A 17022-nucleotide genomic window follows, 5' to 3' on the forward strand; every position below is an offset into this window, starting at 1 on the left:
CTTCTTCTCCTCACTGGTTCTCATCTTATCTCACTGCAACTCAGCGTTAGTTCTTAGTTCGTTAAGTAGAGGACGATGATTAAATGCTGAGTTATATAGTAGTAAAATGATGATCATCCTGATATCCTTTTACACCGATTTACTCATGCACTCCCGCACTTTTGCACTCTTGCACTCTTGCACTTTATCACTAATGCCTCCTCAACCACTCCTCCACTTCTCCACTCCTCCACTCCTCCACTTCTCCACTCCTCCACTCCTCCACTTCTCCACTCCTCCACTTCTCCACTTCTCCACTCCCCCCCCTTCAGAAAAAAATTCATCTTCATTTATGGAATCGCTCCACCAACAGCATCCTATGCACAGAAACCACACACAAGGGATCCTAAATAGTACAAAAACTCTGCGCCTCTGCGCCTCTGCGTTTAACAACAACATTACAAACAACTCACTAAAACAAAAAACCATGAGAACACATTATGCCCCCCTGACCCGCACCCTCACCATGGGTTGCCTGTGGATGATGATGTGGCTGATGATGCCCGTCGCGGCTGCCGCCATCACCATTACCGGAACCATCACCGACGAAAACCGTGACCCCATGCCCGGGGTGTCGGTGCTCATCAAAGGCACCTCACGGGGTGTCATCAGCAACATCAACGGACACTACACCCTCGAAGCCCTCCCCCACGACCTCACGCTGGTGTTTGCTTTTATTGGATACGAAACACAAGAGGTTCCCATTCAAAACCGCACCACCATTGATGTGCAAATGAAACCCGACAACCAGAAACTGGAGGAAGTGGTGGTAATGAGCTATGGCGCGCAAAAGAAAAGAATGATCGCGAAGGCAGCACGTAAAACCCCGCCATCGGTCGCTAACGTGATGTCCATTGTTGAAGACGACGTGTGCATAGAGTATGAAATGGTTGCACAGCCCGACTTCAACACCGAAAACTACGCCACGGTGCGCGAAAACGACTTCAAAAGCACCGCCTCGGCACCCCTCTCGACCTTCTCGGTCGATGTGGATCGCGCCGCCTATGCCAACGTGCGCCGCTTTCTCAACAATGGCCAACTGCCGCCCGTGGATGCCGTGCGCATTGAGGAGATGGTCAACTACTTTGCCTACAACTACCCGCAACCCGAGGGCTCCGACCCCTTTGCCGTGCAAACCCATTTGGCTGTATGCCCCTGGAACGCCCGGCACCTGATGATGAAAATCGGCCTCAAGGGGCGGGAGTTCGACAAATCGAAGCTGCCCCCCTCCAACCTGGTGTTTTTGATGGATGTGTCGGGGTCGATGGACGAGCCCAACAAACTGCCCCTACTCAAAGCATCGCTGCGGTTGCTGGTGAACGAGCTGCGCCCCTCCGACCGAATTGCCATGGTGGTGTATGCCGGAGCCGCCGGGCTGGTACTCCCCTCCACACCCGGCAACCAAAAACAAACCATCCTCGATGCCCTTGACCGACTGCAGGCGGGCGGATCGACCGCCGGGGGTGCCGGGCTCAAACTGGCCTATGAGGTGGCGCGTCAAAACTTTATTGCCGGCGGCAACAACCGCATTGTGCTGGCCACCGATGGCGACTTTAACGTGGGACAGTCGTCGAACGCCGAGATGGAACGACTGGTGGAGAAGGAACGACAGGGCGGCACCGCCATCACCGTGCTGGGTTTTGGGATGGGAAACTATAAAGACGACCGCATGGAAATTATTGCCAACAAGGGCAACGGCAACTACGCCTACATCGACAACCTGCAGGAGGCCGAAAAAACCCTGGTGAAGGAATTTGGCGGAACCCTCTTCACCATCGCCAAAGACGTGAAGCTGCAACTGGAGTTCAACCCCGCCCGCGTGGCCGCCTACCGACTCATTGGCTACGAAAACAGGCTGCTCAACAACGAAGACTTCAACAACGACCAAAAAGACGCCGGCGAAATAGGCGCCGGACACACCGTCACCGCCCTGTATGAAATTGTGCCCGTCGGGGCGCCCGATGCCGCCCGATACGCCGGCCAAACCGATGCCCTCAAATACCAACAGGTGACCCGGGCAAACACCGATGCGCAGGATTGGCTCACCGTGAAACTGCGCTACAAACAACCCGACGGTGACACCTCACGCCTCATGGAACGGCCCGTGACCGGTACTCCCGAAGCCTTTGACCGCGCCCACAACGACCTGCAGTTTGCCGCCGGGGTGGCTGCCTTTGGCATGATGCTGCGCAACTCACCCCACAAAGGCTCCCTCACCTGGAACCAGGTGACACAAATGACCGAACAGGCCCGGGGCGACGACCCCGAAGGCTACCGCGCCGAATTGGTGCGCCTGGTGAAAATGGCCGCCAAAATGAATCATCCAACCGAATAAACGGTCGAGCCGTAGAGACAAGGCATGCCTTGTCTCTACGGTTATGTTATATATATTACACAATCATCGTTTCACCATTTTCATCACCTGCACCCGCTGACCATTCATCACCCGAACCCAATAAATGCCCACAGGCAGATGCGCCACATTCACATCCACCGCATCAAATGATGAACACAATGTCCCAACCACCTGCTGATGCACATTTAACAGCTCGATACGCGTGGGCACACCCACTACTAACCCCTCAATACGAAACTGCTCCCGACAAGGATTGGGAGAAAGTGTCAAACCAAGATCATCACGGGTGGTTGATGAAATGGAGGACGGCTTATTGGCATCATACAAAGCTTTGATCTGCTCGGGAGTAAATGCGAGGTTATAAATCATCAGATCGTCCAACGCACCTTTGAAATAACGGGGTTGACCCGAATAGTACAATCGACCGATGTTCAATGGTTCATTAACGGTGGTGTTGACCGAAACCGAGGGGCTGCTGATTGCACAAACATCCCCGGCAGACACGCCATCGACATATAGTTTTAAATCGCTGAGGGTCATCCCGGAGGCAGGCTCTAATACCACGGCATAAAAATGCCATCCACCGCCGCTGTTGTCAAAAGACCGATTGACGTACCCCACCGAACCATCCACACCAATGCCTTGACACTGCGCATTGAGTAACACCTCAAACCGACTGCCGCCGGTAGAGATATCACCGCCGTAGCTCAGCACCGTGTTGCTTTGCTGGCCGGCAACGGGTGTTGCATCCGTCATCGCCCAAAAGGTAACGGTGCGCGCCTGCCCGCCATAGGGGCCAACGGCCATATCGCACAACACATAATCGTCGACCCCGTCGAAAGCAATGGCTGAATTTGCGTTGCCATGACGGTCGGCCACAAACGTTGCCCCATGAATGGTGCCATGGTTGAAGTAGGGCAACACATCGTTGGCATTGCCATTGAAGGGATAATTGGCAAGAATTGTCATATCCGAGGCCGTCACATCGTCAAAACGGGTATCATCCCCATTATGACCGCCGGTCAACAACACACGACTGGGCACCTTTGACATCTTAAAAAAACGCGTGGTGCCCGAGGTCGCGGGCAATCCGTTGATCAGAACAGAAAAGGTGAGATCCTGCTGATTAAAGAGCATCACTACAAACGTCCACTGCCCGGCACTGTAAGCGAGTCCGGTGAGTTCCTTTTTATTGGAGTAATCATTACCCTCCACGGCCCATATCTTGCCGCCATCAAAGCTGACCCGACAGACCCAATCCGTTCCGTTCATCAGGCTGAGAGACGCGTTGAACCCGCTGGCATACTTGGGTTTGACCCAACAACCCACCATGGCATGTGTGCCGAAAGTAACCTCTTTATAATATTCTCCGGCCCACCCCGATTGACCGTTAATCTGCAATGCATTATTATTACGATCACCATCAAGCACCACCTGGTGTCCTCCGGCACCACTGTGCCACTCGAGCCAACCCGTCGTGGCAATGGGGTCGTCCACCTGATATTCTTCAAAGGTATCGTCGAGCATCGATTGCCCCGACATGGGAACAACGAGTATGAACAACAACATCAACGCTATAGGGTATCTTGTTTTCATGAGTGAAATGTTTTGGTGAATAATGAACACCAAGATAGGGTGAAGATAGGCCCATGTCAACACCCCAAAAAGTAGAAAAAAGGCATGCCTTGTCTCAATGCCCCGTAACGTCCCACCGTCCATTGTCACGTGAAAAAAGAATTTCGACACGTGGAAATTCAACAAAGCAGGCCGGGCGATTCCCCTTTACCCGGTCATCAATCATCCATTAATTCTTTTACTATTTTTGAAAAAAAACTAAAACATGTTATCACTGCTCATTTTCTATTTACTGCTGTCGCTCATTGTATCGTTCATGTGCTCCATCATGGAAGCCTCGCTACTGTCGACCCCCATGGCCTTTTTGAAAGTCAAAGAGGAAAAGGGGAGCAAAGGCGCCCGGCTGATGATTCGGCAAAAGAGTAACATCGACCGCCCTCTGTCGGCCATCTTGTCGCTCAACACCGTGGCGCACACCGTGGGCGCTGCCGGAGTGGGTGCCGAGGTGACAAAAATATTTGGCGAAGCATACTTTGGCATTGCCTCGGCCATCCTCACCGTCCTGATTTTGGTGCTCACCGAAATCGCACCCAAAACCATTGGCGCCCGCTTCTGGCGCAGCCTGGTGGCCTTTAGCAGCATGACCATTCAGGTGATGATTGTCATCACCTACCCGCTGGTGGTGATGTCCTCGTTCATCACCCGCTTTTTGTCGTCGGCCGGCCACGGACACACCACCAGCCGGGAGGAGATATCGGCACTGGCCAACATCGGAGCCGAGGAAGGCGTGTTTGGCGAAAAAGAAAACCGGATCATTCAAAACCTCATCCGCCTCAAAACCGTGCGCGTGTCGGATGTGATGACCCCGCGCGTGGTGTTGACCGTGGCCGACGAAACCATGCCCCTGGAGGAGTTTCTGCAAAACAAAGAGTACCTCCGCTTTTCGCGCATCCCGGTGTTTTCGGAAGTTGACGAGCACATCACCGGCTACATCTTTCGCCAAAAAGTGTTTGAAAAACTGGCCGAAGACGTCACCCACCTGCAACTCAAGGATCTGCGGCGCGACATTGTCATCATCCCCAACTCAAAAAAACTGTTTAGTGTATGGGAACTGCTGCTCGAAAAAAAGGAGCACATTGCCCTCATCGTTGATGAATATGGCGGGGTAGATGGCATCGTGACCATGGAAGACATCATTGAAACCTTGCTGGGCTTTGAAATCATCGACGAAAAAGATACCATCACCGATATGCAACAATACGCCCGCGAACGCTGGAAAACCAGACAGGAAAAATACAACGCCATTGATCCGGGCAAACGATAATCGTTATATCGGGTAGAGACAAGGCATGCCTTGTCTCTACGCACCATTGTGATTTTTTTTTGCCCACCGTGCAACCCTTGCACAAATGACCTGTCTTTATCATCAAACAAACATTCGTTCCGTTGTCCGACACCGCTGTTGACATACACCGCGACCTCATCGAGAAGGCCCGTGAGGGACATCCTTCGGCGCAAAAACAGTTGTACCAGCTCTATAGCCGAGCCATGTTCAACATTTGCTGCCGCATGATGAACCACACGGCCGATGCCGAGGACATGCTGCAGGAGGCTTTTTGCGATGCCTTCCGGCGGCTCGACTCCTTCCGTTTCGAGAGTTCCTTTGGTGCCTGGATCAAACGCATCACCATCAATCGGTGCATCAACGAACTGAAACGACGACGGGTGACCCTCGAATATGCCGACCAGCACGGCGGCATCGACCCACCCGATGAACCCGACGAAGCCCCCGACGCCTCCCTCACGGCCGAACGCATTAAACATGCCATGGCCTTGTTGCCCGACGGATACCGGGTGGTCTTCTCCCTCTACTACCTCGAAGGGTACGACCACGACGAGATTGCCGCCATCCTCAACATCAGCGACTCCACGTCGAAAACCCAGCTCATGAGAGCCCGAAAGAAAATTTCAGAAATACTCAGGGTGGGACGAAATTGAGGAGAGTGGCATAGGAAGAAAGTGGCAAAGTGCCTAAGTGAGGAAAGTGTAAGAGTGTAAGAGTGTAAAAGTGTAAGAGTGCTAAAGTACGGGAGTTTAAAGAGAGCAATCCTTTTTAGTCTAACATCTTGATACCTGCTACTTGCGTCTTGATACTGATGTCTAATATCTGAATACTTGCGTCTTGATACTTATATCTTGATACCAAACAACCATGAACGACCCCTTTAAAATACTCATCGACAACGAGCGCGACAGCTTCGACACGCTGCTGCCGCCCCCCGACATGTGGGCGCGCATCGATGCCCGTATGGAACGTCCTGCCCCAATGCTGCGCTTCATCTCACCCCTGAGGGTGGTGGCGGCTGTGGCCATCATGGTCGTACTGAGCGTTGCGGCCTTTCAGCTGATGCAACATCGCAACGTGGTGCCGGCTCACCAAACCTTGTCGGCCATCGACCAACAGGTGATGGAAGCCGCCCGCTTTTACGAGTCGCAAATCAGTCACAAGCAGCAGCAACTCATCGAACTCACCGCCTCGCAACCCGCCGTGCGGGAGGATGTGGAAACCGACATGGCCGAACTCGACCAGGCGCTGCGCGAACTTAAAACCGACCTGAAGGACAACATCGACAATGCCGAGGTGCTTCAGGCCATGATTCAAACCTATCGCATGAAACTCGACATGCTCGAACAAATCCTCTCGTACCTGCAACCGGCCGACAACGCGCCGGACAACGATAGCAAAACTTCAAATTATGAACTGTAAAACCATCTGTCTGCTGACCCTGCTGCTGGCCTCATCCGTGAGCCATCTGTCGGGACAAAGTTTCGAGGAGACCCGGCGGGTGGCGCGCACCTTTAAGGCCTCCGACAACCTGCTGGTCGAAATCAACAACAAATACGGCTCGGTGGTGGTCAACACCTGGGACAAGGATTCGGTGCGCATCGACATCACCCGCAAAATTTCGGAAAAGAACGAAGACCGATTCAAACGCCTGCGCGACAACATCGACTTCCGATTCACCGACCTGCCCAACTATATCTCGGCCACCACCGCACTGGGCAGCAAGCACTCCACCCTGTTGCAGGACGTGAAGGAAGCCACCAACTACCTCTCGGCCACCGAATCGGGCAGCCAAATTGACTATCGCGTGACCCTCCCGGCCCGCACCAACCTAAAAATTGTCAATAAATATGGCAACGTGGTGCTGCCCGCACTCTCGGGACAGGTCACCGTGGAACTGGCTAATGGCGACTTGCAAACCCGCGAACTCACCGGCTCGGCCAGCCTGGTGATGAGCTTTGGAAACGCCCAAATTAAACAACTCGACCAGGGTTCGGTGGCGCTCAATTTTGTCAACCTGTCCCTGGGGCATGCCGGCCTGCTGACCCTCGACACCAAATCGTCGACCCTGCGCATCGACCAACTCGGAACCGGAAAAATCACCTCGCGCCGCGACCAAATCACCATCGGTGAGGCCGCTGCCATCACCCTCACCGGATATTTCACCAAAGTCAACGCAGCTCTGGTCACGGCATCGGCATCCATCCACCTCACCTATGGCGAGCTGTCGCAGCTCACCCTGGCCGAAACCTTTAAAAAATGCGACCTGGTGACGCAAACCTGCGACGCCACGCTCACCCTGCTGGTGCCATCGCCCTACAACGCCCTCATCAAGGCGCAGGGTGGAAGCCTGTCGCTGCCCCCCGCCCTCAATGCCGAAATGGCCAACTATCAAAAAACCATTCAGACGCAGCCCGTACGCTTTGTCTGGCAAAAGAAACAGACCGACGACAAGCTGAAAATCAACATCTCGGGCGGCGACCTCAAAATTTTGCATCAGTGATGCAACCCTCGCTTCGTTCCGTTGTCTTTGGAAGAAAGAAGAGAAGTGCAAGAGTACAAAAGTGAAAAAGTACCAGAGTAGCAAAGTGCCAAAGTAAATTATAATAAAAATAGTCGGTGACGACACCCTCATACGAAATCTCCTCCAGTCCCCCTTCGGGGGATGAAGGGGCACAATTTTAAACACATGAAAACCACATACCTCCTTATCGCATTCCTCACCGCACTGCTGGCAACGGCCAACGGGCAGGATTATCAACACGCTGTGAAGATTAAACCTTTTGGAGAATTATGCATCTCGTACAAACGCATCACCGGATTTGAAAAGGGTTACGAGGTGATGCTGTCGGATCTCGAAAACGGCTATTCCGTCACCGGTCTGATGGTACACCACACGCCCGTGCTGCCCCGCAAGTCGAGCAAATGGTTCTTTACCTATGGCTACGGCGCTCACGCCGGACTTTTTCATCAATACGAGGTGTACAATCCGTTTCGCCCCTTTGACCCGCCGCGCGAAATCAACCGACGATACGTTGCACTGGGTCTCGACGGAAGTGCCGGCGTGGAATATCGCATGCTCAGGCATCCCTTCCTCTTCTCGTGGGACGTGAATCCCAACATCGAATTCCTGGGCCCCGACGTGTTCCGCGTCAACATCTATTCGAACCTTGGGGTGGCATTCGTGTTTTAGTCACCACTAAGAATCACGGCCATGCCGGGGTTCACATCATCAATAAACCAACAACATTTAAATACACAACATCATGAAACGACTGTCATTGGCCATATTGGCACTCATCAGCATCTCCTTTGCAACCCAAGCCCAAGACGACACTCAACAGGAAATGCGCACCATCTTCGGTAGTCCCAACATCTCCTCCATTGGCGGGTACGGCGCCCTCAACGTGGGTTACACCAAAATCAACAAGCTCGACGCCGTGCAAATTGGCGGTCGAGGCATGGTAGTCCTCAACCACTCCCTCGCCCTGGGACTGGGTGGCAATGGCGTCATCAGCCGACCCGTGTACGACGTCAACCTGAAGGAAGACTTTGAATTTGCCGGCGGATATGGCGGATTCATCATCGAACCCATCCTGGGAAGCATGCAACCCATTCATGTCTCGTTTCCCATTCTCATTGGTGGTGGTGGCATCGGTTACCTCAAACACTGGGGCGACTACGAAGACGACCACAACTACGAAAACTACGACGAAGACAGCTACGCCTTCTTTGTGTTTGAACCCGGCGTGGAACTCGAGTTCAACGTGGTGAAGTTCATGCGATTTGCCATCAACGGCAGCTACCGACTCACCAGCGACATTGACCTCAACTACAAAAAGACCCGCGACGCTTCCTTTGCCGACACCGACATTGCCCCTGGCAACCTGCTCAACGGCTTCAACGTGGGCATCACCATGAAATTCGGAAAGTTCTAAACGAAATTTAATCGCAAAGACAGAGACACAAAGCACCCCTTGGCGCCCTCTGCGATCCTATCTTCGCGCCCTTTGCGGTGAATCTCATTTTTCAGTATTAAACGCAAAGACACTGAGACACAAAGTTAACTCTGATAAACACTTCGCGCCCTTTGCGTTCCTATCTTCGCGCCCTTTGCGGTTAATCACGTTAAAAATAATCACAAACATTTCTCTGCAACTTTACATCTCAGCGTTTAAAACAATCCCACAAACATCATTAATAATCTCCATGAAGAAAACCCTCTCCTTCCTGGCCATGCTATTCGTGTGCCTTTGCGCCATGGCCGAACCATTAGACGACAACCGTAAACCGGTCATCAGCGGTTACATCAAAGATGCCCAAACGGGCGAGATGCTCGTGGGCGCCACCGTGTTCCTGCGCGAAAACCAGAGCGGCGTCACCACCAACACCTATGGTTTTTACAGTCTGGCAGCCACCCCGGGCGACTACACCCTGGCCATCGCCTTTTTGGGCTACCGCACCATCGAAAAGAAAATTAACCACAGCAAAGATCAGTCCCTCAACGTGAGCCTCGAACCCGACGTGGCCGAACTCTCCGAAATACAGGTCACTGCCGAACGCGCCCAGGATCGCATTGCGGCTCCGCAAATGGGCATGCAAAAGTTGCAGGCCAAAACCATCAAAGAAGTGCCCGCGCTGATGGGCGAGGTCGATGCCATCAAGGTCATCCAACTCCTGCCGGGCGTGCAGGCTGCCAGCGAGGGCTCCAGCGGATTCAGCGTGCGTGGCGGAAACCCCGACCAAAACCTCATTCTGCTCGACGAGGCCATCGTGTATAACGCCGGTCACATGATGGGATTTTTCTCGGTGTTCAACAACGATGCCATCAAAGACGTCAACCTCTACAAGGGCGACATCCCCGCCAAAAACGGTGGCCGATTGGCCTCGCTGCTCGACATCCGCATGAAAGACGGCAACAACCAAAAATTCTCGGGTACCGGCGGCATTGGCACCATCTCGTCGCGACTCACCCTCGAAGGCCCCATCGTTAATGAGAAGACCCAATTCGTGCTGGCCGGCCGTCGAACCTATGCCGACCTGTTTCTACCTTTTGCAAGTAAAGAAAGAGCACAGGACAGCAAACTATATTTCTATGACCTCAACGCCAAAGTAAGTCATACCTTTAGCGACCGCGACAGGGTCTTTATCAGTGCATACCTGGGACGCGATGTCTTTGGCACCGAAGGCATTGAAATGGACTTTGGAAACCAAACGTTAACAGCTCGCTGGAACCACGTCTTTTCCCCGGTGCTATTCAGCAACCTCACCCTCACCGGCAGTCAATATGACTACCACTGGAACATCTCGATGAACGATGCCAGCGGGTTTGACTGGAAATCAGAACTGAACGACTACAGCGCCAAACTCGACTTTAACTATTATCCCAACACCAACAATCAGGTGACATTTGGCGTGCAAAGCATCCGACATAACGTGATGCCCGGACTGGTAAAAGGTACCGGAACCTCATCGATGTACGACGAAATTCGCGTCCCCGACACCCATGCATGGGAACATGCTGCGTACATTGAAAACACACAAAAGATATCCGAACGTATCAATCTCCGCTATGGCCTGCGTGTGTCGGAATTTCAAAATATTGGAAAGGGCACTCATTATTCCTACGACAACAACTACGAAGTAACTGACACAACGGAGTATGCATCCGGAAACATTTTTAACACCTACTGGGGTCTGGAACCGCGTGCCGGCATCACCTACGTTCTCACCCCCACAGCGTCAATCAAAGGTAGCTACTCTCGAACCTATCAGTACATGCAACTGGCCTCCAACTCAACCTCGGGAACGCCGCTCGATGTATGGTACCCAAGCTCACCTAACGTCAAACCTCAAATTGCCGACCAATTCGCCGTGGGTTTCTTCAAAAACATTTTCAACAACACTGTCGAAATGAGCATTGAAGGCTTTTATAAAAACATGCAAAACTCTATCGACTTTAAGGACTACCCCAACCTGTTGCTAAACAAGTTTATGGAAGGTGAACTCCGCTTCGGGAAATCAATTGCCTACGGGGCGGAATTCCTCGCCCGATTCAACCTGCACAAATGGAACGGTTGGGTCAGCTACACCCTCTCTCGATCCGAACGACAAATCAACGGCATCAACAATAACAAGTGGTACCTCTCACCTTACGACCACCCGCACGATTGCTCGGTGGTGGTGAACTACTCTCATAGCAAACGGGTGTCGTACTCGGCCAACTGGGTCTACCTCACCGGGGCACCCGCAACCTTCCCCGTGGGGCGGTTCGAAAGCGGCGGCAACATCGTCCCCATTTACTCCGATCGTAATGCCGAACGCATGCCCGACTATCACCGCCTAGACCTGTCGGCAACCATTCGGGGTAAAGAAAAACCCGGACGCAAGTGGCAGGGCGAATGGGTATTCTCGCTCTACAACGCTTACGCGCAACACAATGCATGGATCATTAACTTTGTAGAAGACGAAGAAAATCCCGGAATCACCAAAGCCGAAAAAACATATCTATTCACCTTTGTGCCTGCGGTTACTTATAACTTTAAGTTTTAAATAAGTGCCCGAACTACGAAAGTTGCAAAGTGCCCGAGTTGAAAGAATATTATTTCTTTAGGAAAGAAAAATCTAAAAACACTCCTAAAGTCCCCCTTCGGGGGATGAGGGGGCTATAATTCAAACACATGAAACAACAATATTTATACATCGCATCCATCGTCGCCCTGCTGATAACCGCTTGTAATGAGGATATTGACCTCAAACTTAACTCTTCGGCTCGCCGATTGGTCGTCGAAAGTTTTATCACCACCGACACCATGCGTCAGTCGGTTCGCCTTACTTTTTCGGGCGATTATTTCAACAATCAGCCCATGCCTGCGGTCACTGGGGCTGCAGTAATTTTGCGTGCCGATGGGGATGAACTATCGCTCACTGAAGACAACCAACACCCCGGATACTATTTCACACCCGATGACTTCTTTGGCAAGCAAGGCGTTACTTATCAGCTCTTAGTGAATAACGTAGACGCCAACAACGATGGCACTCCCGAAACCTACCAGGCCGAAAGTACCATGCCACTCCGATTCCCGGGTGACTCCATCCAAATTGGCTTTCAAAAAAACTGGAACTTATGGAAAGTCATGCTCTTTGCAAATGACCCCGCGAATGTCGAAAATTACTATGCCTTTAGTGTATCCAGAAACGACTCATTGCTCACCTCTAAAATTTCGGACTACGAACAGGCCGATGACGAGTTTTTTGATGGGAATGACATCGACGGTGTTTGGGTTTTCGGATTAAAAAACAACGACGAACAATACAAACTGCGTAAAGGAGACAAGGTAACCCTCGATGTAATGAACATCAATGAAACATTTTTCGATTACCTCAATGCCATTGACACTGAAACCAGTTCAAGAAATCCCCTCTTTTCGGGTGCTCCAGCAAATGTGCCCGGTAACATCAGCAACGGTGCACTGGGTATCTTCACAACTTATGCCATTAGCTCTCTGTCAACCATCAACACCAAAACAAAAGAGGAATGGCTTAAAGAACTGGAATAACCCGATTTCGTGCACAATTGTTAACAGTTCTTCAATCGAGATCTGGCTCCCGATTCAGGTCATGATGCGAACCACATCCGTCAACCAATAGGCCATTCTTATTGACGAATATCCAAATTCAAAGGACGAACAACGTTAAAGGGGGGCGAATAATTCTTAAAAGATGATAAACGGTATAACCTTTTCAATTCATTGGCGTTAAATTCGCAAACAACAGATTTAAAAAACCAATGATTAAGACCATGAAAAGAAAAAACATCTTGTCTGCCTTTGCAACCATCTTGTTTTTCTCAATCTTTGCTTCTGCCAATGGGCAGATCCAAAAACACCAAGCCAGTTACATTTATACCTTCACCCGATTCATCGAGTGGCCCACACAAGGGCAAACTGAATTTGTCATTGGCGTGATCGGGAAAAACCACCCCCTTACTGCTGAACTCAAAGCATCATCTTCTGGCCGATCAGTTGGCGCTCTTCCAATCAAAATCGTAGAATACGCCTCGGCCGATGTCATGGGTGACTGTCACATCTTGTTTGTGCCCGATGAAAAATCGTCACAACTTAAAAAAGTGGACAGCAAAGTCAGCAACAAATCAACCATTGTGATTACCGAAGAGCAGGACTGGGTGCCATCCGAATCGACAATCAACCTGCAGATCATCGACTCTAAACTGGCTTTTAACATCAACAAAGCCCAGTTCAACACCAAAAGCATGCGCGTGAGCGACAAGCTCCTCGCCCTCTCAAAATAAGTGATCAGTAACAACCAAAACAGACAACCCCTAAGTCGCAATACTTAGGGGTTGTCTGTTATTAACCCCAGCCTTTAGGCTGGGGTAGTGAACTACACTTCTACTCCCTGTTTGAGACTTACACCAACAAGCAAGAGATCAGGTGGTGAACAACCCATCAACTGACTCCCCGTTTGAAACTCACACCAATGAGCAAGAGGTCAGTGGGATAGAGAACAACTCTTCTACTCCCCACACGACAACCTCCCAATACACGCCACCAACGACTCACGCCAATATGGAATCGCAATGCCAAAGTCCGACTTAATCTTCCCCTTGTCCATCACCGAATAATTGGGGCGACGCGCCGCCGTTGGGAACTGATCCGAACCCACCGGCTCAATGGTACACGAAATGCCCGACAACTCTATGATGGCATGCGCAAAATCGAACCACGAGATGGCTCCCTCGTTTGAATAATGATACACATTTCCTTTGGCCGAAATGCGTTCCCCCGACGTGATGATATCCAGGCAAGCCTTCGCCAGATCACGCGCATACGTCGGCGTTCCCACTTGGTCAAAAACAACCTTCAAGTGTCCACGCTCAACGCCGTATTTGCGAATGGTTTTCACAAAATTGCTACCAAACGCCGAGTAAAGCCACGACGTCCGCACCACCAACGCATCGGCACCCGAAGCCAACACGGCTTGTTCACCTTCAGCCTTGGTCTGCCCGTAAACCCCGATGGGATCAATGGCATCATCCTCTTTCATGGGCACATTGGCACGTCCGTTAAACACGTAATCCGTCGAGATATGCACCATCGCGGCGCCAACCTCAACCGCAGCCTTCGCCAGATTCTCAGCCCCCAGCACATTAATTCGACGTGCCATGGCCTCATCCGTCTCAGCCTTATCGACTGCCGTATAGGCTGCACAATTCACGATGCCATGAATCTGATGATCCACACAAAACTGCCGCACAACCAAACCATCCGTGATATCCAACTCTGCAACATCGGTATAAACAAAAGCATGCCCCCCATATTGCGAGGACAATGTCCGTATCTCACTCCCCAACTGTCCGTTGGAACCAGTTATCAATATATTCATAAATATGCCTTAAACGTTAAATCAATCCCTATAATTTACTAAACCATCTCTGATTATCGAAAAAACAACGAATGCTTTGCGCAGCAAAAAATTCGTAAAATTCGCGCAATTCGCGGTCAAAAAAACTCATCCACATTCCCAAATATCAACAATCCCATCAAATCTGCGTAAACTGCGGACAAAAAACCTCACTTCCCCCTCCCCTTGCAAAGCAAAGTAATCGTCGCAGTCGCTTTACGAAGTAAAGAATTCGTAAAATTCGCGCAATTCGCGGTCAAAAAAAAATCATCCACATTACCAAATATCAACTATCCTTTAAATCTGCGAAATCTGTGGACAAAAAACCTCACTTCCCCCTCCCCTTGCGAAGCAAAGTAATCGACGCAGTCGCTTTACGAAATAAAGAATTCGTGAAATTCGCTCAATTCGCGGTCAAAAAAACCTCATCCACATTCCCAAATATCAACAATCCCTTTAATCTGCGAAATCTGTGGACTAAAAACCTCACTTCACCCGCCCCTTGCAAAGCAAAATAATCGTCAACTTCAACGCTTTGCGAAGCAAAGTAATCGACGCAGTCGCTTTACGAAATAAAGAATTCGCGCAAATCGCGCAATTCGCGGTCAAAAAATCCCATCAAATCTGCGTAATCTGCGGACAAAAAATGATCACCTAAATCCTCAATGCATGCCCTCCACCTCTTTGCGAAGCAAAGAAAATTCGTGCAATTCATACAACCCAATACCAGCAACATTTTGCCAAACAAACAATTCGTTAAATTCGTGTAATTCGTGGACAAAAAATCCAATCAAATCAACCCAATCTGCGGAATAAAAAATGAACACAACAATCTATTCATAGCTTTACGAAACAAACAATTCGCACAATTCGCGTAATTCGCGGTCAAAAACATCTCAATCACATTTCTTAACAATCTATAAATCTGCGGACAAAAACCTCTTCCAATCCACTATAAAATCTGCGATTTCCCAATATTCCCCACACGCCCCCCTCGACCCGAAATAATCGCCCCCCAAAGCTCCTTACGCCGTCCACTCACATTACTGTACCTGCCAAACGACAACCCCTTCCAGCTCCCGCCCCAATGCCCGGCCGTTGATGGTGACACGTAACAATATACCGCTTCAGCCACCCGTGCATCCTTGCTCTGCTGCTCATAATGCACATCTGACATATTGGCTAAAAGCTGCATCCCACGTTCCCTGGCAATAACCTTAAATCGTTCCACCAACGCACGATAACGCTCCTCATCCCCCGCATCCATCTGACGATGATAAATCCCGTCATTCTCAAACATCGGACGAAGTTGAAGCGTGTGAATGTCATATTTCCCAAAATGATCAAAGAAACCTTCCAAATCTCCCAGGTTATCGGGGTTCACAGTATAGTTGATCCTCAGAGAGGGTTGCTTCAGATGGTGCTTCGTCTTTAACGCCTCCAACCAATCCAACCGCTGCACAAAAGCTTCATAGCTGGATTTCTGCATAAAATATTCATACACCGGTTTCGTCACCCCGTGCATCGAAACGATCAATTCGTCGAGTCCCGCTTGCACCATCTGCTCAAGATGCTCATAAGTAATAATCTGACCATTGGTCACCAAACTAATATGCGGTACACAATAGCGCTTGGCCAACCGTATCAACGCCACATAATCGGGATGCAACGTCGGCTCTGCAGCACAACCCACAACCACCTGCAAGGCTCGGGGAAACAGACATCGCGACATCTCCGACATCTCAGCGGAAGTCATAACGCCCTTCATCGCTTTGCGACGCTCGGCATTGCTAAAATAACACATGCGACAAGCCAGGTTACAACCCATCACCGGATCCACACGAATCGACAGATGACGAAGCCCCAATACATTAGCTCCCAAAATCCCCATCAACTTCAGTCGGGGACTCTTAATCATCTGATTTATCTTCAGTATCTGATAAAAATTCATAGTCACAAATGTAACAAAACATCGCCATCACCCGATTGAATGAACACTTTCACTCTCCCACTTAACCAAGCAAAACATTCGCACCAATCAATGCAGTCAATTTGCCCAATAAAAACAACACTTATCGATGCAGTCGCCACAACATAACTTGAGCGACCTGCCTTTCTACCTATAAGCAACGTATGACAATCACTCAGTGCCTTTCTTGACATGGCAATGCGACGGTGTCGATTGACGACTCAACGTTTCAATCATAATGGCGATAGCAAAGTAATCGTCATCTTCAACACTTTGCGCAGCAAAGTAATCGACGCAGTCGCTTTACGAAGTAAA

General features: G+C 50.5%; 13 protein-coding genes. 10 read left to right on the plus strand and 3 right to left on the minus strand.

The window, feature by feature from the left end:
- The first annotated feature begins 466 nt into the window (after window positions 1-466).
- The gene (locus LX69_RS03940; RefSeq protein ID WP_221621269.1) at window positions 467-2374 is read left to right on the plus strand and encodes a vWA domain-containing protein; all 1908 of its coding nucleotides are present in this window, start codon (window positions 467-469) and stop codon (window positions 2372-2374) included.
- A gap of 63 nt (window positions 2375-2437) precedes the next feature.
- Here LX69_RS03940 and LX69_RS03945 read toward each other — a convergent pair whose 3' ends face one another.
- Complete coding sequence (locus LX69_RS03945) at window positions 2438-3991, minus strand: LamG-like jellyroll fold domain-containing protein (RefSeq protein WP_170124226.1); 1554 nt, start codon at window positions 3989-3991, stop codon at window positions 2438-2440.
- Between the two features lie 244 nt (window positions 3992-4235).
- Between LX69_RS03945 and LX69_RS03950 the strand changes: the two genes are divergently transcribed.
- The 9 genes from LX69_RS03950 to LX69_RS03990 all read left to right on the plus strand — a co-directional run bounded on the left by LX69_RS03950 (window position 4236) and on the right by LX69_RS03990 (window position 13626).
- The gene (locus LX69_RS03950; protein WP_111444527.1) at window positions 4236-5294 is read left to right on the plus strand and encodes a CNNM domain-containing protein; all 1059 of its coding nucleotides are present in this window, start codon (window positions 4236-4238) and stop codon (window positions 5292-5294) included.
- A gap of 122 nt (window positions 5295-5416) precedes the next feature.
- Window positions 5417-5968, plus strand: a complete 552-nt coding sequence (locus LX69_RS03955) for an RNA polymerase sigma factor (protein WP_111444528.1) — start codon at window positions 5417-5419, stop codon at window positions 5966-5968.
- A gap of 214 nt (window positions 5969-6182) precedes the next feature.
- Window positions 6183-6737, plus strand: coding sequence for a hypothetical protein (locus LX69_RS03960; protein ID WP_111444529.1), 555 nt, complete (start codon window positions 6183-6185; stop codon window positions 6735-6737).
- Entirely contained in the window at window positions 6727-7818 is a 1092-nt protein-coding gene (locus LX69_RS03965) for a hypothetical protein (RefSeq protein ID WP_111444530.1), read from the plus strand. Before LX69_RS03960 ends, LX69_RS03965 begins: the two co-directional genes overlap by 11 nt.
- 186 nt (window positions 7819-8004) lie before the next feature.
- Window positions 8005-8508 (plus strand): hypothetical protein, encoded by a 504-nt coding sequence (locus LX69_RS03970; RefSeq protein ID WP_146260635.1) that lies wholly within the window; start codon window positions 8005-8007, stop codon window positions 8506-8508.
- 73 nt (window positions 8509-8581) lie between these two features.
- Window positions 8582-9253: a hypothetical protein gene (locus LX69_RS03975; protein WP_111444532.1), complete on the plus strand. Its 672-nt coding sequence runs from the start codon at window positions 8582-8584 to the stop codon at window positions 9251-9253.
- A gap of 271 nt (window positions 9254-9524) precedes the next feature.
- The gene (locus LX69_RS03980) at window positions 9525-11867 is read left to right on the plus strand and encodes a TonB-dependent receptor (protein WP_111444533.1); all 2343 of its coding nucleotides are present in this window, start codon (window positions 9525-9527) and stop codon (window positions 11865-11867) included.
- Window positions 11868-11995: 128 nt separating this feature from the next.
- On the plus strand, window positions 11996-12874 hold the full coding sequence (locus tag LX69_RS03985; protein WP_111444534.1) for a DUF4249 domain-containing protein: 879 nt from the start codon (window positions 11996-11998) through the stop codon (window positions 12872-12874).
- Between the two features lie 242 nt (window positions 12875-13116).
- A complete protein-coding gene (locus LX69_RS03990) occupies window positions 13117-13626 on the plus strand; it encodes a YfiR family protein (RefSeq protein WP_170124227.1) in 510 nt (169 codons plus the stop codon).
- Window positions 13627-13850: 224 nt separating this feature from the next.
- On the opposite strand, the gene rfbD is transcribed toward LX69_RS03990, so the two are convergent.
- Together rfbD and LX69_RS04000 are read right to left on the minus strand one after the other, a co-directional pair.
- The gene (gene rfbD, locus LX69_RS03995; RefSeq protein ID WP_111444536.1) at window positions 13851-14720 is read right to left on the minus strand and encodes a dTDP-4-dehydrorhamnose reductase; all 870 of its coding nucleotides are present in this window, start codon (window positions 14718-14720) and stop codon (window positions 13851-13853) included.
- 970 nt (window positions 14721-15690) lie between these two features.
- Window positions 15691-16656 (minus strand): radical SAM protein, encoded by a 966-nt coding sequence (locus tag LX69_RS04000; protein ID WP_170124228.1) that lies wholly within the window; start codon window positions 16654-16656, stop codon window positions 15691-15693.
- Between the last annotated feature and the right edge of the window lie 366 nt (window positions 16657-17022).

It is taken from the genome of Breznakibacter xylanolyticus (assembly GCF_003254275.1).
Taxonomy (GTDB): domain Bacteria; phylum Bacteroidota; class Bacteroidia; order Bacteroidales; family Marinilabiliaceae; genus Breznakibacter; species Breznakibacter xylanolyticus.